Here is a 17,536-nt window from a genome sequence, read left to right on the forward strand (position 1 = left end):
TATGGCTAAACCTACGGAACGCAGAGTGGGTTACGGCGTGGCGATTGGCTACGGCGTGACCGATCTTTTTGGCGGGGGTGCATTTGCGGTTATCGGCACCTGGTTACTGTTTTTCTATACGACCTACTGTGGCCTGTCAGTCCTGGAGGCAGGCTCCATCTTCGCAATTGCCCGCGTCATTGACGCTATCCTGAGCCCGGTAATGGGCTACGTGACGGACAACTTCGGTCATACCTGGCTCGGTCGTAAGTTTGGCCGCCGCCGCTTTTTCCTGCTGCTGAGCGCTCCGCTGATGTTCCTGTACGCGCTGGTATGGGTCACCGACATGAGCTACTGGTACTATCTCGGCACTTACCTGTCCATCGAGCTCCTGTCGGCAATGGTGCTGGTGCCGTGGGAAACCCTGGCCGCGGAAATGACCAACCGCTTCAGTGAACGCACCCGCCTTTCCGGCGTGCGCATGATGTGCTCGCAGTTTGGCGGCTTCCTGGCGGTGTCGGTGCCTGGCATCATTATGCAGTTCACCGGCAAGGACAATTCACTCACCTACACCCTGACAGGCGCTATTTTTGCCCTGATTTTCTGTATTGCCGTCTTTATCACCTGGGCGGTGACCTGGGAGGCGAAAGACGTGCGGGAAGAGTATGCATTCACGCCTGACACCCAGCGTCGCTCAGGCCTGCTCAATCACCTGAAGTATCTGGTCATCGACCTTTTCTCTTCCTTTAAAATCAAGGCGTTCCGCCAGCACATCATTATCTATATCTGTTCCTTCACCGCGATGGATGTGTTCGGCTCCGTGTTCACCTATTACGTGGTTTACGCCTTAGGGCGTGATGCCGCTGCGGTGTCGGGGCTGCTGACCGTCGCCGCCTTTGTCTCAGTGCCCGGCACCTTTGGCTTTATGATGCTGATGAACAAACTCAACATGACACCGTCTTCGGCGCTCCGCCTCTCTTACGGCTGTATTTTTGCCGTACTGGCGTTCTTGTTTGTGGTTTACGTCAACGACATTGCAGTGCCCACGCTGCTCTTTTCCGCCGTCTTTGTGCTGCTGGGCGCGGCCCGCGCCGGGCTCTATTACATCCCCTGGAATATCTACAGCTTTATTCCCGACGTTGATGAGATGGTCACCTGCCAGCGTCGCGAAGGCATTTTCGCGGGCGTGATGGTGCTGACACGCAAAAGCACCGTGGCGCTGGCCATCATGCTCATCGGTATCGTTCTGGAAGAGAGTGGTTTTGTGAAAGGTGGCGGTAGCCAGCCTGTTAGCGCCCTGCACGCCATTATCGGCCTGATGATTTTTGCCACCGGAGCGCTGCTGGCCGTGAGCTTCTGGATGACCTACAAGTTCAAACTTACCCAGACTTCGCACAAGACGCTGATCAAAGAAATTGCCCGCCGCAAGCTGGGCGGCAACCCTGAAGACTGTGATGAAAATACGCGTCTGGTTATCAAAGATCTGACCGGCTTCGCTTACAACGAGGTGTGGAACGCCGGACCGGCAAAAGGCAAAAATGCCGCTGCGCTGGCCCCTGAAAGTTAAGTCTCTGGCGAATTTACAGTCCCTTACGCTATACTATCCTTCGATATTACCGGTCCAGCGCCTTCGGACCGGTTTTTTTAAGCGCAATTTCACGCGCAAAAACTTCATCAACTATCCTTCCGAGGTTCTGGCGACAAAAGCCAGAAAAACTATGCTAAACAGTATATTAATCATACTCTGCCTCATCGGCGTCAGTGCGTTTTTCTCGATCTCCGAGATTTCGCTTGCAGCTTCCCGCAAAATCAAACTGAAGCTGCTCGCCGATGAGGGTAATGTAAATGCTCAACGTGTTCTGAAAATGCAGGAAAACCCCGGTATGTTCTTTACCGTGGTGCAAATTGGCCTTAACGCCGTTGCCATCCTCGGTGGTATCGTCGGCGACGCCGCCTTCTCCCCCGCCTTCCACAGTATTCTTATCAACTACGTTTCAGCGGAGCTCGCCGAACAGATAAGCTTCATTCTGTCGTTCGTGCTGGTGACCAGCCTGTTCATTCTGATTGCCGACCTGACACCGAAACGCATCGGTATGATTTCGCCCGAAGCCGTGGCTTTGCGTATCATCAACCCGATGCGCTTCTGCCTTGCTGTGTTCCGCCCGCTGGTGTGGTTCTTCAACGGCATGGCGAACATGATTTTCCGCCTCTTCAAGCTGCCGATGGTGCGCAAAGACGACATCACCTCCGACGATATCTACGCGGTGGTTGAAGCCGGAGCGCTGGCAGGCGTGCTGCGCAAACAGGAACACGAGCTGATTGAGAACGTGTTTGAACTGGAATCGCGCACCGTGCCGTCGTCCATGACCGCACGTGAAAACGTCATCTGGTTCGATATCAACGAAGACGAGCAGAGCCTGAAAAGCAAAGTGGCCGAGCATCCGCACTCTAAGTTCCTGGTGTGTAAAGAAGATATCGACCACATCATCGGCTACGTCGACTCAAAAGACCTGCTGAATCGCGTGCTCGCCAATCAGAGCATGGTGCTCACCAGCGGCGTGCAGATCCGCAACACGCTGATCGTGCCGGACACGCTGACGCTCTCAGAAGCGCTGGAAAGTTTCAAAACCGCCGGGGAAGACTTCGCGGTTATCATGAACGAATACGCGCTGGTCGTCGGCATCATCACCCTTAACGACGTGATGACCACGCTGATGGGCGATCTGGTCGGCCAGGGGCTGGAAGAGCAGATTGTCGCCCGTGACGAAAATTCATGGCTGGTCGACGGCGGTACGCCGATTGATGACGTGATGCGCGTGCTGGATATCGATGAGTTCCCGCAGTCGGGCAACTATGAAACCATCGGCGGCTTTATGATGTTTATGCTGCGTAAGATCCCGAAACGTACCGACTTCGTGAAGTTCTCCGGGTACAAGTTCGAGGTGGTGGATATCGACAACTTCCGTATCGATCAGCTGCTGGTGACCCGCATCGACAGCAAGCCGACGGTGCTGACGCCGAAGCTGCCGGACGCCGAAGAGAAAGGCGCGGCCTGATTTATCGTCCCTCAGAAACACCAACGGCTCCCATCGGGAGCCGTTTTTTTTACGTTACTGCATAGCACGTTGCTGATTACGCCATCTCGGTTTGCAGACGCGTAACCTGACGGTTGATTTCGGACATCACGGAAAGATGCTGCTTGTCCTTCACCTTCGGGATAAGGATCTTGCCCTTATCAAACTCAAAAGCGCCAACGTCCTTGATGTACAACCGTCCACGGAACAGGATCTTCACGTACTTAGCCACCTGAAGTGGGTTGTACTTTTGGAAAATTTTCATTGTTATCTCCTGCTGAGTCTTACACCCTTGCGAATCCACAATCGGCTCCGCGTTCCGGGGCGCAAAATTAATGCACTGAAACTATAGTCCATATCGACCGGGACACCCAGTCTGTAGAAGTTTATTTACCGTTTGATGACAAAGTTTAAGAATTATCTATTCACAACTACGCGAAAGGCAGTATAAACCTTCATTTTTTCGCGGTTATGTGCGGTCCCCCGCAAACTGGCATCACGCTTGCGGGAAAAGCGCATCATTCGCACTTATGATTAAAACAGACACCTAAGTGGTCGGATCACCTGCATACAATAAGGAAACACCATGACTCTAAGTAAGCTGATGGCGATTTCATGCCTGCTGTTACCGCTGATGGCCTCTGCCCATAACCTGAAAACCGGGGAACGCGTGCCTGCGGTTGGCATCGCCGACCGGGGGGAACTCATCCTCAATAATGATGAGTTTAGCTATAAAAACTGGAATAGCTCGCAGCTCGCGGGGAAAGTGAGAGTTGTACAACATATTGCCGGGCGTACATCTGCCAAAGAGAAAAATGCAACGCTGATTGAAGCGATCAAGGCCGCAAAATTCCCTCATGACAAGTACCAGACCACCACCATCGTCAACACCGATGACGCGATTCCGGGCTCCGGCATGTTTGTCCGCAGCAGCCTTGAGAGCAATAAAAAGCTCTATCCGTGGTCGCAGTTCATCGTCGACAGCAACGGCGTGGTGAAGAGCGCGTGGCAGCTCGAAGAAGAGAGTTCCGCGATTATCGTGCTCGATAAAAATGGCCGCATAGAGTGGGCGAAAGACGGGGCATTAACCCAGGAGGAAGTGCAGCAGGTTATCGCCCTGCTGCATAAGCTGCTCGGTCAGTAGAGCGACACCCGGAAGCCGGGGTTGAGGAACGATTCGCGCGGTGTGTAATCCAGGGTTTTGCCCTGCCAGTCGTGAACGTGCGCCCCGGCGGCTACCGCCACGGCATGGCCTGCCGCCGTATCCCAGACGTTGGTTGGCCCGAAGCGCGGGTAAAGCTGCGCCTGCCCTTCCGCCACAAGGCAAAACTTGAGCGAAGAACCGATTGAGGTGGTCTGGTGTTCGCCAAGCTGCTGGAGATACTCCTGCAGTTCGCTGTCCGCATGGGAACGGCTGATCACCACCAGCGGTGGCCGGGCATCGCGCACCTGAATCTGTTTGCGGATGCCGCACTCTTCCTTCCAGGCTTTGCCTTCAGCGGCACTGTACATCACCTTCATCACTGGCGCATACACCACGCCGAGAACCGGTTTTCCTTTTTCAATCAACGCAATATTGACGGTAAATTCGCCATTGCGCTTGATAAACTCTTTGGTGCCGTCAAGCGGATCGACCAGCCAGTAGCGCTGCCAGTGCTGACGCACGTCCCAGCCCGGCGGATCTTCTTCAGACAGCACCGGAACGTCCGGCGTCAGCGCGCTTAGCCCTTCGACGATCACTTTATGCGCCGCAATATCTGCCGCAGTGACCGGAGAATCATCGGCTTTGCTGACCACGTCCATCGGCTTCGCACCCTCATACACCTGCATAATGGCATCACCCGCTTTCCGTGCAAGCTGACAAACCTGTTCCAACATATTCCACCTCGTTTGAGTAGAGTGGCGTTAACTCGTTGTTTTAGTTATATCCCATCGCGACAAATTGCGCTATCTGTGAAGCGTTGCCCGTTTCCTCGCACAACTTTCTGGCAAGCTTCACACTTCTGTAAGCAACAGGATGTATACCCTTTTCTCTTTTGTGCCCCCGATCAATAAAGGACGCCTCTGATGATTAAGTTTAGCGCAACGCTCCTGGCTACGCTGATTGCCGCCAGCGTGCACGCCGCGACGGTGGATCTGCGGATCATGGAAACCACCGACCTGCACAGCAACATGATGGACTTCGACTACTACAAAGATAACGCGACGGAAAAATTCGGCCTGGTGCGGACCGCAAGCCTTATCAACGCCGCGCGTGAGGAAGTCAAAAACAGCGTGCTGGTGGACAACGGCGACGTCATTCAGGGGAGTCCGCTCGGCGATTATATGGCGGCCAAAGGATTAAAAACGGGAGATGTGCATCCTGTTTACAAAGCGATGAACACGCTCGATTACGCCGTCGGTAACCTCGGCAATCATGAATTTAACTACGGGCTGGAATATCTGCACAAAGCCATCAACGGGGCGAAATTCCCGTACGTTAACGCCAATATCATCGACGTTAAGACCAAAAAACCGCTGTTTACCCCTTATTTGATTAAAGAGACAAAAGTCGTCGATAAAGACGGCAAACCGCAAATGCTGAAAATCGGCTACATCGGTTTCGTGCCGCCGCAGATCATGACGTGGGATAAGGCCAATCTGACGGGCAAGGTGACGGTCAACGACATCACTGAAACCGCGCGCAAATACGTGCCTGAAATGCGCGAGAAAGGTGCAGATGTGGTCGTCGTCATTGCCCACTCGGGTCTTTCCGCCGCTCCGTATCAGGCGATGGCCGAAAACTCCGTTTACTACCTGAGCCAGGTGCCGGGCGTGGACGCCATCATGTTCGGCCACGCGCATGCGGTATTCCCGTCGAAAGATTTCGCCAGCATTAAAGGGGCCGATATTGAGAAAGGTCTCCTGAACGGCGTGCCTGCCGTGATGCCAGGCATGTGGGGCGATCATTTAGGCGTGGTCGATTTGGTATTGAACAATGACAGCGGTAAATGGCAGGTGACGCAGTCCAAAGCTGAAGCGCGCCCGATTTACGATCCAGTGGCGAAGAAATCTCTCGCCGCGGAAGATGCAAACCTGGTGAAGGTATTGAAAGACGATCATGACGCCACCCGCGCCTTTGTCAGCAAGCCGATCGGCAAGTCGTCAGACAACATGTACAGCTATTTGTCGCTGGTGCAGGATGACCCGACCGTACAGGTCGTGAATATGGCGCAGAAAGCCTACGTCGAGCATTTCATTCAGGGCGATCCGGATCTGGCGAAGCTGCCTGTCCTTTCAGCTGCCGCACCGTTTAAAGCGGGCGGGCGTAAAAACGATCCGGCGAGCTACACCGAAGTGGAAAAAGGTCAGCTCACCTTCCGCAATGCCGCCGATTTGTATCTTTATCCGAATACTCTGGTGGTGATGAAGGTCAGCGGTAAAGAGGTTAAGGAGTGGCTGGAGTGCTCCGCCGGGCAGTTTAATCAGATTGACGTCAACAGCGCTAAACCGCAGTCGCTCATCAACTGGGATGGCTTCCGCACCTACAACTTCGACGTGATCGACGGCGTGAACTACCAAATCGACGTCAGCCAGCCTGCGCGCTACGACGGCGAATGCCAGAGCGTGAACCCTGACGCGGAACGCATCAAAAACCTGACCTTCAACGGGAAGCCCATCGATCCGAAGGCCACTTTCCTGGTCGCCACCAACAACTATCGCGCCTATGGCGGCAAATTTGCGGGCACCGGCGACAGCCATATCGCTTTTGCCTCACCGGATGAGAACCGTTCGGTGCTGGCGGCATGGATAAGTGCGGAGTCTAAAAAGCACGGTGAAATTCACCCGGCGGCGGACAACAACTGGCGTTTAGCGCCGATTCAGTCAGCCACGCCGCTGGATATTCGCTTCGAAACGTCACCCACGGAGAAAGCAGCAGCGTTTATCAAAGACAAAGCGCAGTATCCAATGAAACAGGTCGGCACCGACGAGATTGGTTTTGCCGTGTATCAGGTCGATTTGTCGAAGTAACGTTAAAACCGGGCGGTAATCATGCCGCCCGCTCATCCCAGTTGGCCATCACCTGCGGCAGATTCAGCTCAATCCAGTCGGCCAGCGCTTCCACTTTCTCACTCACCTGTAAACCGAGCGGCGTCAGGCTGTATTCCACGTGCGGCGGCACCACAGGGTAAGAAACGCGAACGAGAAAGCCGTCCTGCTCCAGCGCCTGTAAGGACTGCGCCAGCATTTTTTCACTCACTCCGCCCATCTTGCGCCGCAAATCACTGAAGCGATGCGTGCCATCACGCAGCGCCACAAGGATCAGCACGCCCCAGCGGCTGGTGACGTGCTTTAACACATCGCGGGAAGGACACTGTTCGGCAAACAGATTGCCATCGCGCATTTGTTCTCTGAGGGTTGGGGTCGTCATTTTCACACTTACCTTTTTGTACGTACTTACTAAAAGTTAGTAAGGGTGTTAGCGTATCACCACTGAAGACAAACACCAAGGAGTCACCTCATGATCGCAATTACCGGCGCAACCGGCCAGCTTGGCCAACTCGTTATTGAAGACCTGCTGAAAACCGTCCCAGCCAGCCAGCTGGTCGCCATTGTGCGTAACCCGGCAAAAGCTCAGGCGCTGAGCGACAAAGGCATCGACGTTCGTCAGGGCGACTACAACGACGAAGCGACGCTGAGCAAAGCCCTTCAGGGCGTGGACAAACTGCTGCTGATTTCCGGCAGTGAAGTAGGCAAACGCGCTGAGCAGCACGGCAATGCCATCCGCGCCGCCAAAGCGGCAGGCGTGAAATTCATTGCGTATACCAGCCTACTGCATGCGGATAAATCCCCGCTCGGCCTGCACGTTGAACACGTTGCCACTGAGAAAATGCTGGCGGAATCAGGCATTCCTTACGCACTGCTGCGCAACGGCTGGTACACCGAAAACTATCTGGCAAGCGCGCCGCCAGCCATTGAGCACGGCGTGTTTATTGGTTCCGCCGGAGAAGGCAAAATCGCAGCGGCGCCTCGCGCAGACTACGCGGCTGCCGCGGCTCGCGTTATCAGCAGCGACGGCCACGCAGGGAAAATCTATGAGCTGGCGGGCGACAACGCCTGGACACTCAGCGAGCTGGCCTCCGAACTGAGCAAACAAAGTGGCAAACCGGTGAGCTACCAGAACCTGAGCGAGGCTGACTTCGCGGCGGCGCTGAAAGGCGTGGGCCTGCCTGCGGGCCTCGCAGACATGCTGGCAGATTCGGATATCGGCGCGTCGAAAGGCGGCCTGTTTGATGACAGCCATACGCTGAGCAAGCTGATTCAGCGCCCGACCACGCCGCTGTCTGAAAGCGTCAAAAGCATTCTGTAAGCGCTGAAAGCTGCTCATTTTTGTGGCACACCCACGGAGTATCTTCGATAATGTCGGGATATTCCGTGGGAGGTTAGCGTGCAGGGTGTTCCTCAGCAGTTCACAGACGAAAGAGACAGCGCCAGCTTCCGCCACCTGGCAGAAGTGCCTGGGGTGGAGCTTTATCACGCGCATATCTCACGTTACGCCTTTGAGCCGCACACGCATGAAGCCTTTGGCATTGGGGCGATAGAACTGGGTGCCGAGCGTTTTCGCTATCGGGGTACTCAGCACGTGGCCCCGGCCAATTCCGTTGTCACCATGAACCCGGATGAGTTGCACACCGGCGAAGCGGCAACCGCCGACGGCTGGCGCTACCGGATGGTGTATCTCGAGCCAGATTTGCTGGAAGAGGTCACCGGCGTTCGCCACTGGTGGTTCAGCGATGTGGTTCGCCACGATGCACAGCGTTCCGCCCTGCTCTGTCAGCAGATTTATGGCTTGTGGAATACTCATGACCCGCTCGCTCAAAAAGGTTTGCTGCTGAACCTGATTGAAACCTTCAGCCCTTTCGCAAAACACGCGCCAGTCTCATGCGAAGGCGCACATCGCTTTGAGCGTGTGCGTGAATTCCTGCACGACAACTATATGCACGCCCTGACGCTCGATGAACTGGCTGCCGTGGTGTCACTCAGCCCGTATCACTTTCAGCGCCAGTTCAAGGCCCGCTATCACGTCACACCGCATCAGATGCTGATGGCGATCCGCCTGTGGCGCGCCAAAGATTTCCTGACCCGTGGAATGCCCGCCGCCGAAGTGGCTGCCGCCACGGGCCTCACCGATCAGTCCCACCTTACCCGCGCCTTTACCCGCCGCTATGGCATCACCCCCGTGCGCTATCAGAAGCAGGTTTTTCCGCGCTGATGCGCAACCTCATACAATACGCCCTGCTTTGCGCCTCCTTACACTGCGGCTGTAAACCAAAAAGGTGGCAAAAATGATGAGTGGTGTGCTGTATGCCCTGCTGGCAGGGCTGATGTGGGGATTAATTTTCGTCGGGCCGCTGCTGGTGCCGGAGTACCCGGCGGTATTGCAGTCGATGGGCCGCTATCTGGCGCTGGGGCTTATCGCCCTGCCGCTGGCGTGGCTGGGTCGGGCGCAGCTTAAACTGCTCGGCAAGCGCGACTGGCTGACGGCGCTGGGCCTGACGATGATGGGCAACCTTATCTATTACGTCTGCCTTGCCAGCGCCATTCAGCGCGCCGGAGCCCCCGTCTCCACCATGATTATCGGCACGCTCCCGGTGGTGATCCCGGTGTTTGCCAACCTGCTTTACAGCCAGCGTGACGGGAAGCTCTCCTGGCTGAGCATGGCCCCGGCACTGGGCTGCATCGCGCTGGGGTTACTGTGCGTGAATATCGCCGAACTACGTCATGGGCTGGCCGACTTCAGCTGGTGGCGCTATGGCAGCGGCATCGGCCTGGCGCTGATTTCCGTGGTTTGCTGGGCGTGGTACGCGCTGCGAAACGCCCGCTGGCTGCGTGAAAATCCGGATAAGCATCCGATGATGTGGGCCACCGCGCAGGCGCTGGTGACGCTGCCGGTATCGCTGCTCGGCTACGTGCTGGCCTGCCTGTGGTTGAGCGGTAAAGGCGAGAGCTTCCCGCTACCGTTCGGTCCTCGCCCGGAAGTCTTTATCACCCTGATGATCGCCATTGCCGTGTTCTGCTCCTGGATCGGCGCGCTGTGCTGGAACATCGCCAGCCAGCGTCTGCCTACGGTGATTGTCGGGCCGCTTATCGTGTTCGAAACCCTGGCGGGCCTGCTCTATACCTTTATGCTGCGCCAGAGCGTGCCGCCGCTGCTGACCCTCACCGGCATTGCGCTGCTGGTCATCGGGGTGGTGATTGCCGTTCGCAGCAAGCCACAGAAGCCGCTTCTCGAGGCGCTGCATGAAGACCCTATAAAATAGTGCGTTATTCCTTAAGGGGTATTTCCTTATCTTAAAGATGCATTTAAAATGCATCTTATATTTTACAGATGAGGTAACGACTATGGCCTTCCGCGATCAACCCTTAGGTGAACTGGCTCTCTCCATTCCGCGCGCGTCTGCGCTGTTCCGTAAATATGATATGGATTACTGCTGCGGCGGGAAGCAAACGCTGGAGCGAGCGGCGGCACGCAAGGATCTGGACGTTGCCGTGATTGAGGCAGAGCTGGCAACGCTGGCTGAAGCGCCGGTCGAGAAAGAGTGGCGCACCACGCCGCTGGCAGAGATTATCGATCACATCCTGGTGCGCTATCACGACCGCCACCGCGAACAGCTGCCGGAGCTGATTTTGCAGGCCACCAAAGTGGAACGCGTTCACGCCGACAAACCGAACGTGCCGAAAGGGCTCACCAAATACCTGACCGCACTGCATCAGGAACTCTCCAGCCATATGATGAAAGAGGAGCAGATCCTTTTCCCGATGATCAAACAGGGCATGGGCACTCAGGCGATGGGCCCCATCAGCGTGATGGAAAGCGAGCATGATGAAGCGGGTGAACTGCTGGAAGTGATTAAGCACGTCACCCAGAACGTGACGCCGCCGCCGGAAGCCTGCACCACCTGGAAGGCGATGTATAACGGCATTAATGAGCTGATTGACGATCTGATGGAGCATATCAGCCTGGAAAACAACGTGCTGTTCCCGCGTGCTTTGGCGGGAGAGTAAAAAAATGCCCGGTGGCGCTAGCGCTTACCGGGCCTACAAAGGGTATTGAACTGTAGGCCCGTGCAAACGAAGTGCCGCCGGGCAACAGATTTCCTGACTTACTTCACTAACCGTTTTTTCCCGGCGTAGAGCCAGCCCAGCCCCAGCACGATAAACCACAACGGGGTGACGATCAGCGCCTGACGGGTATCGTCCTCCAGCGTCAGCAGCACCAGCACGAACACGAAGAACGCCATGCAAACCCAGCACATCAGCTTGCCGAGCGGCATTTTGTATTTCGACGCTTCGTGCAGCTGCGGGCGCTGTTTACGGTAGACCAGGTACGAGCAGAGAATGATGGTCCACACGAACATAAACAGAATCGCTGACACGGTGGTGATCATAGTGAACGCCGCAATAGCGCTTGGGTTCACATAGAGCATCACCACGCCGCCGAGCAGGCAGATGCAGGAGAAGGTCAGCCCTTTTGCCGGAACGGCGCGTTTTGACAGCGTCGCGAAAGCCTTCGGTGCCATCTTATCCTGCGCCAGGCCGAACAGCATACGGCTGGTAGAGAATACGCCGCTGTTCGCGGATGAGGCTGCTGACGTCAGCACCACAAAGTTAATAATGCTCGCCGCCGCAGGCAGACCCACCAGTACGAACAATTCCACAAACGGACTCTTATCCGGAACTACCGAGCCCCACGGCGTCACCGACATGATCACAACCAGCGCGAAGACGTAGAACATGATGATACGAATCGGGATCGAGTTAATCGCGCGCGGCAGTGACTTCTCTGGATCTTTGGTTTCCGCCGCCGTGGTGCCCACCAGTTCGATGCCTACGAAGGCAAACACCGCTATCTGGAAGCCCGCAAAGAAGCCGCTGATGCCTTTCGGGAACCAGCCGCCGTCGTTCCACAGGTGGTCGAACGAGGCCTGCACGCCGCTCGGGGAGGTGAAGTGCGTCATCACCATCACCAGGCCGACAATTACCAGGCCAACGATGGCGACGATTTTGATCATCGCAAACCAGAACTCCATCTCGCCGAACATCTTCACGGTGGCGAGGTTCAGGCCCAGCAGCAGCAGAATGACCGCGAGCGAGGCCACCCAATCGGAAAGCCCCGGGAACCAGAACTGAGCGTATGAGGTTATCGCCACCACATCCGCCATCCCGGTGACTACCCAGCAGAACCAGTAGGTCCAGCCGGTGAAATACCCGGCCCACGGGCCGAGCAGGTCGGCGGCGAAATCGCTGAAGGATTTGTATTCGAGATTCGACAGCAGCAATTCACCCATTGCGCGCATGACGAAAAAGAGCATAAAGCCGATGATCATATAAACGAAAATGATCGATGGCCCGGCCAGGCTGATGGTTTTGCCCGAGCCCATAAACAGGCCGGTGCCTATCGCGCCGCCGATGGCTATCAGCTGAATATGCCGGTTAGTGAGATTGCGCCGCAGCGACTGTTCCGTCGGGGCGTCTTCTTGAGCCCCAACTTTTACCTGATCTACCATGTGATTTTCTTCCTGTTGTTCCTGTTGTGTTGTGCTTTATGGCTCTTCGGCCATTGAATACCCCTGACGAGGTTTCAGTTTTTTGACTGATCGATAGTAGGTAAGAATCGGCGGGTTGAATACTATGAATTGGTTATTATGTTAATAAGATGTTTAAAGTGAGTGTTATATCACTCTGTTAACGCGAAACAGCTCACAAAAATACACTGCCTGCGCCACAAAGCAAGATTAAATGCTAACAAACTTCTAACTTAGGGATTTTGCACTGATTTTAGACGTCCTCTCCCGTTACCGGGAGAGGAAACAGCGGCCTTACAGGATTTCGAGCAGTTCGACTTCGAAAACCAGGGTGCTGAAAGGAGGGATGGATGCGCCAGCACCGCGCTCGCCGTAGGCGAGGTTTTGCGGGATGGTCAGTTCCCATTTGGAGCCAACCGGCATCAGGGTCAGCGCTTCGATCCAGCCTGGGATCACGCCGTTAACCGGGAATTCAGCTGGTTCGCCACGCGCGACGGAGCTGTCAAACACGGTACCGTCGGTCAGTTTGCCGGTGTAGTGAACGCGTACGCGGTCAGTACGGGCCGGGATAGCACCTTCGCCCTGGGTCAGAACGCGGAACTGCAGACCGGACTCGGTGCTGCTCACGCCTTCTTTCTCACGGTTTTCTTCCAGATATTTCACGCCTTCTGCCGCCATGGCTTCAAAACGCTCACGACGCACTGCATCAGCACGCTCGTGAATTTCGCGCAGCGCACGGTGTACCACGTCCACCGGAACCTGCGGCTGCTTGCCTTCCAGGGCGTCAGCAATACCAGCAACCAGTGCTTCCGGCAGCAGGCCCTGCAGGCCGGATTCGCTGAGCTGTTGTCCTACCTGGAGGCCGATTCCGTAACTGGCCTGGGCTTCAATGGTGTCAAAAGTCGGGGTTGCCATGGTCTTTCCTTTCATCGGATGAAAATCAGCGGGCAGCATACCAGCCAGGCCGCATCGGGTAAAACTTTGTCTCGGCAGAATTATGTATATACTGAGGGACAAAACAGGGAAACGCGGAGCAGGAGGTGACCCATGCCCGGGCGATTCGCACTACAACCTTTGTTGTTAAAAATTTGGCATGCCCCGGATGATTTCAGGCTGATGGACCCGCTGCCGCCGCTGCATCGTCGCGGTATTATTGCCAGCTTTCTGCTGGTCATTCTCGGTTTTCTGCTTCCTTCCGCCGACAACGCGCCTGAACAACCGGTGAGCCGCAACGCGCAGCTCGATATGCAGTCGCAGTCCCAACCGCAGCAGGGCAACCTGCAACAGCCGCTGCCTCCGCTGGTTTCTTCTAGTCCGACAGTGAGCGACCCGGATCAGGCGGCACCTGCCGCGCCAGAAGTGGTTCAGGAAGTTCAGCCGGACGACGAGCCGCAGCAGGTTCAGACTCAGCCTCAACAGCAAAGCACTCCTGCGCAAACCCAGTCCGTGCCGGGCATTGAACAGCAGTGGCGCAGCTATCGCGTCGAGCCGGGTAAAACCCTGGCGCAGCTGTTCCGCGATCACAACCTGCCGCCAACGGACGTTTACGCGATGTCTAAGGTGGAAGGGGCAGGCAAACCGCTCAGTACATTACAGGCCGGGCAAATGGTGCAGGTGCGCCAGAATGCCAACGGTGTAGTGACTGGCCTGACGATTGACAGCGGCAACGGGCAACAGGTGCTGTTTACCCGCCAGGCCGACGGCAGCTATATCCGCGCTCGCTAATTATCTTGCCCGGCACTCGCCGGGCATCTCTCACGCACTTCTCTTGTTGACCCACCAGATCCCCGAGCACACCAGCACCAGCGCCAGCGCATATTTCCACTCCAGAATGTTCTCGCCGAGGAAGATACCGGACAGAACCGTGCCCGCAACCGGGATCACAAAGTTGAAAGGCGCGATCATGCTGACGCGGTTGTATTTCAACAGCGTGCTCCAGAGCGCAAACGCCACGGAAGAAAGCAGCGTCAGATAGCCGAGCACGGCAACAGAATCAATGCCGTGGAACGTCAGCGTGCCGCCGCTCAGATAGCCACCTATAACCAGTGCCAGGCCGCCAATGCCGAGCTGCCAGCCGGTCATTACGGTTGGATCGACCGTCTGCGAAATGCGTTTGCCGTACAGCGTCGCCGCCGAGAGGATAAACGCCGCCAGCACCACAAAGCCGTCGCCCTGCCAGACGAAGCTGAAGTCCATCAGTGAATGGCTGAAGTTCACCAGCATCACCCCGGCAAAGCCGAGGATACAGCCAATCGTTTTGTTGTAGCTCAGTTTGTCATTCTGGTAGATGAAGTGCGCCAGCAGCACGCTGAAGAAGGTGCCCGTCACATTCATGATTGAGCCTTTCACGCCAGTTGTGAACGCGAGCCCAATGTAAAAAATGGCGTACTGGATGGAGGTTTGCGTCAGGCCGAGCAGCGTCAGCTGGCCAAACTGGCGGGCGTTCAGGCGCGCAATGGGCTTACGCTGCGCCATAGCAAACAGCAATAACAGCAGCCCTGCGAACAGGAAGCGGTAGCCGGCAAAGATGATTTTCGACGGGATGTCGTCGGTCGCTATCTGGAAAATTTCATAGCCGTTTTTAATGGCGGGATACGAGCTTCCCCACAATAAACAGCAGAGCGTGGCGCCTGCATAAACGACATTTTTACGGGTAAACAACGGGGCGGGTGTCACACTGTCCATGAGCTAAACCTGAATTAAAATCGCGTTTTAATTCATTATCCGGAATTGCCGTTGGAATAGCTACCATACAAGTGAGAAAGTGCGAACGCCAGAAAGCAAAACGCCGGCACAGGGCCGGCGATTTGTCGTGCTACAGAGTAACGAATTACTCAGCAACCACGTTTACTACCAGTTTAGCGAACACTTCGCTGTGAACCTGGAAGTCCACTTCGTGCTCACCAGTGGTACGCAGAACGCCGTTCGGCATGCGAACTTCGCTCTTAGCAACAGCAACGCCTGCAGCAGAAACTGCGTCAGCGATGTCGCGAGTACCGATAGAACCGAACAGTTTACCTTCGTCGCCAGATTTAGACGCGATGGTAACAGTGCCCAGTGCATTGATTGCTTCAGCGCGTGCATTTGCAGCAGCCAGAACGTCAGCCAGTTTGGCTTCCAGTTCAGCGCGACGTGCTTCGAAGAACTCAACGTTTTTCTTGGTAGCTGGAACAGCTTTACCCTGTGGAACCAGGAAGTTACGAGCGTAGCCCGCTTTAACGTTAACCTGATCACCCAGGCTGCCCAGGTTTGCTACTTTATCAAGCAGAATAACTTGCATTACCTTATCCTCTTAAAGTCGTTAATAGACGGCGGCCGATTACTGATGACGATCAGTGTATGGCAGCAGGGACAGGTAGCGAGCGCGCTTGATGCAACGAGCGAGCTGGCGCTGGTATTTTGCACGAGTACCGGTGATACGGCTCGGGACAATTTTACCGCTTTCGGTAATGTAGTTTTTCAGCGTAGCGATGTCTTTGTAATCAATCTCTACAACGCCTTCCGCGGTGAAACGGCAGAACTTGCGACGACGGAAATAACGTGCCATTTGGCTAGTCTCCAGAATCTATCAATTCAATCTGCTCGGCATGCAACACCATTTTGCTCAGACCATTTCGCGCCTTGTGGCAGCTGATAAAGCCCTGAACGGTGATTTGCGTGCCGACCGTTATACTGTGAGTAATGGCTTGGTTCTCATGCCCGCTAATAATAACTGGCATTTGACACCACGCCTGCCGGTGGAAACCGGCCTCCTCCTGCTCAGAACGGTGCTCAAGCACGAACTGGCAGTGAGGAATTCCTGATGGGCTGACCTTTCGCAGGGGCGCCCTGCACACGGTGCCGGACAACGCCAGACGGTTGGCCATCAGCAATTACTCTTCAGAATCCCCAGCTTCAGCATCATCTGCGGTTTCGTTAGCGAAATCATCGCGACGCTCACGACGCTCGTCTTTCGCTTTAACCATTGGAGATGCTTCTGTTACAGCGTGTTTAGTACGCATAACCATGCTGCGGATAACGGCATCGTTGAAGCGGAAGTTTGTTTCCAGCTCATCGATCACTTCCTGCGGTGCTTCAACGTTCAGCAGAACGTAGTGAGCTTTGTGCAGTTTGTTGATCGGGTAAGCCAGCTGACGGCGGCCCCAGTCTTCCAGACGGTGGATCGTACCTTCTGCTGCAGTGATTGCACCAGTGTAACGCTCGATCATACCCGGAACCTGTTCGCTCTGGTCAGGATGGACCATAAAAACGATTTCGTAATGACGCATCGAATTGCTCCTTACGGATTATTCAGCCTCCTGTCTGGGTCAGCCGCGGCCCATGGAGGCAAGGAACGTGTTAAAGGGCGGCTGAAAAATTGACGCGTAATCATACTTGCGGCCAAGGGGAAACTCAAGGTGATTGCGCAAATAATTCGCACGAAGGGCAAAGCGAAAGAAAGTCAGTGGCTTAAAATTGAGCAATAGGGAATGCGCCAATTTTTTGAACAACTGCATCAGAAATGGTCGTGATGGAATCGAAAAGGAACGATTACACTTACATCATACCTTATCGGGAGACCGCAGGAGACTTCAGTTTAACGCAGCAGGCTGTATGGAGTAACGCACATGAAAAACATCGCAATCGCCTTAATGGCTACCCTTTTGCTCACAGCAAACGCGATGGCAGCCATCAAAATCGACGGCCGACAGGCCAGAAATATGGACGATGTGCAGAGCTTAGGCGTCATTTACATCAATCATAACATCGCCACCGAAAGCGAAGCAGATCAAGCCTTGAGTGAAGAGAGTGACGCCCGTGGCGCCAAATATTTTCACCCAATCCTTCTCCATGAACCCGGCAGCAATGGCCTTATTCACGCCAGCGCTGACGTTTACCGCTAGCACCAGGAAATCCTAAGCACGTATTTGCCCTGAC

At 55.3% G+C, this 17,536-nt stretch carries 20 protein-coding genes; 10 read left to right on the forward strand and 10 right to left on the reverse strand.

Annotated elements, in window-relative coordinates:
* The first annotated feature begins 1 nt into the window (after position 1).
* Together CRO87_RS09635 and CRO87_RS09640 are read left to right on the forward strand one after the other, a co-directional pair.
* A complete protein-coding gene (locus CRO87_RS09635; protein ID WP_097162706.1) occupies positions 2 to 1,546 on the forward strand; it encodes an MFS transporter in 1,545 nt (514 codons plus the stop codon).
* 151 nt (positions 1,547 to 1,697) lie between these two features.
* Positions 1,698 to 3,035: a hemolysin family protein gene (locus tag CRO87_RS09640; protein WP_097162763.1), complete on the forward strand. Its 1,338-nt coding sequence runs from the start codon at positions 1,698 to 1,700 to the stop codon at positions 3,033 to 3,035.
* A gap of 76 nt (positions 3,036 to 3,111) precedes the next feature.
* Here the strand turns inward: CRO87_RS09640 and CRO87_RS09645 are convergent, their stop codons facing one another.
* A complete protein-coding gene (locus tag CRO87_RS09645; RefSeq protein ID WP_097162707.1) occupies positions 3,112 to 3,318 on the reverse strand; it encodes a DUF1107 domain-containing protein in 207 nt (68 codons plus the stop codon).
* A gap of 321 nt (positions 3,319 to 3,639) precedes the next feature.
* Between CRO87_RS09645 and CRO87_RS09650 the strand changes: the two genes are divergently transcribed.
* Positions 3,640 to 4,197 (forward strand): YtfJ family protein, encoded by a 558-nt coding sequence (locus CRO87_RS09650; RefSeq protein WP_097162708.1) that lies wholly within the window; start codon positions 3,640 to 3,642, stop codon positions 4,195 to 4,197.
* Here the strand turns inward: CRO87_RS09650 and cysQ are convergent.
* The gene (cysQ, locus tag CRO87_RS09655) at positions 4,191 to 4,931 is read right to left on the reverse strand and encodes a 3'(2'),5'-bisphosphate nucleotidase CysQ (protein WP_097162709.1); all 741 of its coding nucleotides are present in this window, start codon (positions 4,929 to 4,931) and stop codon (positions 4,191 to 4,193) included. The two genes, CRO87_RS09650 and cysQ, sit on opposite strands and share 7 nt — an antisense overlap.
* 189 nt (positions 4,932 to 5,120) lie before the next feature.
* On the opposite strand from cysQ, the gene CRO87_RS09660 reads away from it, so the two are divergent.
* On the forward strand, positions 5,121 to 7,064 hold the full coding sequence (locus tag CRO87_RS09660; protein WP_097162710.1) for a bifunctional 2',3'-cyclic-nucleotide 2'-phosphodiesterase/3'-nucleotidase: 1,944 nt from the start codon (positions 5,121 to 5,123) through the stop codon (positions 7,062 to 7,064).
* 19 nt (positions 7,065 to 7,083) lie between these two features.
* On the opposite strand, the gene CRO87_RS09665 is transcribed toward CRO87_RS09660, so the two are convergent.
* Entirely contained in the window at positions 7,084 to 7,464 is a 381-nt protein-coding gene (locus CRO87_RS09665; protein ID WP_255252503.1) for a helix-turn-helix domain-containing protein, read from the reverse strand.
* A 90-nt stretch (positions 7,465 to 7,554) separates the two neighbouring features.
* On the opposite strand from CRO87_RS09665, the gene CRO87_RS09670 reads away from it, so the two are divergent.
* The 4 genes from CRO87_RS09670 to ytfE all read left to right on the forward strand — a co-directional run bounded on the left by CRO87_RS09670 (position 7,555) and on the right by ytfE (position 11,099).
* The gene (locus CRO87_RS09670) at positions 7,555 to 8,403 is read left to right on the forward strand and encodes an SDR family oxidoreductase (protein ID WP_097162712.1); all 849 of its coding nucleotides are present in this window, start codon (positions 7,555 to 7,557) and stop codon (positions 8,401 to 8,403) included.
* 78 nt (positions 8,404 to 8,481) lie between these two features.
* Positions 8,482 to 9,306, forward strand: a complete 825-nt coding sequence (locus CRO87_RS09675) for an AraC family transcriptional regulator (protein ID WP_097162713.1) — start codon at positions 8,482 to 8,484, stop codon at positions 9,304 to 9,306.
* 73 nt (positions 9,307 to 9,379) lie between these two features.
* Positions 9,380 to 10,354, forward strand: a complete 975-nt coding sequence (locus CRO87_RS09680) for a DMT family transporter (RefSeq protein WP_097162714.1) — start codon at positions 9,380 to 9,382, stop codon at positions 10,352 to 10,354.
* A gap of 82 nt (positions 10,355 to 10,436) precedes the next feature.
* Positions 10,437 to 11,099, forward strand: a complete 663-nt coding sequence (ytfE, locus tag CRO87_RS09685; RefSeq protein ID WP_097162715.1) for an iron-sulfur cluster repair protein YtfE — start codon at positions 10,437 to 10,439, stop codon at positions 11,097 to 11,099.
* A 98-nt stretch (positions 11,100 to 11,197) separates the two neighbouring features.
* Here the strand turns inward: ytfE and cycA are convergent, their stop codons facing one another.
* Together cycA and fklB are read right to left on the reverse strand one after the other, a co-directional pair.
* Positions 11,198 to 12,601 carry a D-serine/D-alanine/glycine transporter gene (gene cycA / locus CRO87_RS09690; protein WP_097162716.1) on the reverse strand — a complete coding sequence of 468 codons (1,404 nt, stop codon included), beginning with the start codon at positions 12,599 to 12,601 and terminating at the stop codon, positions 11,198 to 11,200.
* 312 nt (positions 12,602 to 12,913) lie between these two features.
* Positions 12,914 to 13,534 carry an FKBP-type peptidyl-prolyl cis-trans isomerase gene (fklB, locus tag CRO87_RS09695; protein ID WP_176504289.1) on the reverse strand — a complete coding sequence of 207 codons (621 nt, stop codon included), beginning with the start codon at positions 13,532 to 13,534 and terminating at the stop codon, positions 12,914 to 12,916.
* Positions 13,535 to 13,666: 132 nt separating this feature from the next.
* Here fklB and CRO87_RS09700 point away from each other — a divergent pair, with 132 nt between their 5' ends.
* Entirely contained in the window at positions 13,667 to 14,344 is a 678-nt protein-coding gene (locus CRO87_RS09700; protein WP_097162718.1) for a LysM-like peptidoglycan-binding domain-containing protein, read from the forward strand.
* Between the two features lie 30 nt (positions 14,345 to 14,374).
* Here CRO87_RS09700 and CRO87_RS09705 read toward each other — a convergent pair whose 3' ends face one another.
* From CRO87_RS09705 to rpsF, 5 genes are all read right to left on the reverse strand, one after another.
* Positions 14,375 to 15,304 (reverse strand): DMT family transporter, encoded by a 930-nt coding sequence (locus tag CRO87_RS09705; RefSeq protein WP_097162719.1) that lies wholly within the window; start codon positions 15,302 to 15,304, stop codon positions 14,375 to 14,377.
* Between the two features lie 145 nt (positions 15,305 to 15,449).
* Positions 15,450 to 15,899 (reverse strand): 50S ribosomal protein L9, encoded by a 450-nt coding sequence (gene rplI / locus CRO87_RS09710; protein ID WP_097162720.1) that lies wholly within the window; start codon positions 15,897 to 15,899, stop codon positions 15,450 to 15,452.
* Between the two features lie 39 nt (positions 15,900 to 15,938).
* Positions 15,939 to 16,166 (reverse strand): 30S ribosomal protein S18, encoded by a 228-nt coding sequence (gene rpsR, locus CRO87_RS09715; RefSeq protein ID WP_002210155.1) that lies wholly within the window; start codon positions 16,164 to 16,166, stop codon positions 15,939 to 15,941.
* 4 nt (positions 16,167 to 16,170) lie between these two features.
* Positions 16,171 to 16,485 (reverse strand): primosomal replication protein N, encoded by a 315-nt coding sequence (gene priB / locus CRO87_RS09720; RefSeq protein WP_097162764.1) that lies wholly within the window; start codon positions 16,483 to 16,485, stop codon positions 16,171 to 16,173.
* A gap of 6 nt (positions 16,486 to 16,491) precedes the next feature.
* Positions 16,492 to 16,887, reverse strand: a complete 396-nt coding sequence (gene rpsF / locus CRO87_RS09725) for a 30S ribosomal protein S6 (RefSeq protein ID WP_096758559.1) — start codon at positions 16,885 to 16,887, stop codon at positions 16,492 to 16,494.
* Between the two features lie 339 nt (positions 16,888 to 17,226).
* Between rpsF and yjfY the strand changes: the two genes are divergently transcribed.
* Positions 17,227 to 17,502 (forward strand): DUF1471 family protein YjfY, encoded by a 276-nt coding sequence (gene yjfY / locus CRO87_RS09735; RefSeq protein ID WP_097162721.1) that lies wholly within the window; start codon positions 17,227 to 17,229, stop codon positions 17,500 to 17,502.
* Positions 17,503 to 17,536: the final 34 nt, after the last annotated feature.

Origin of the sequence: Enterobacter sp. CC120223-11, assembly GCF_900215375.1 — a bacterium.
Lineage (GTDB): Bacteria > Pseudomonadota > Gammaproteobacteria > Enterobacterales > Enterobacteriaceae > Scandinavium.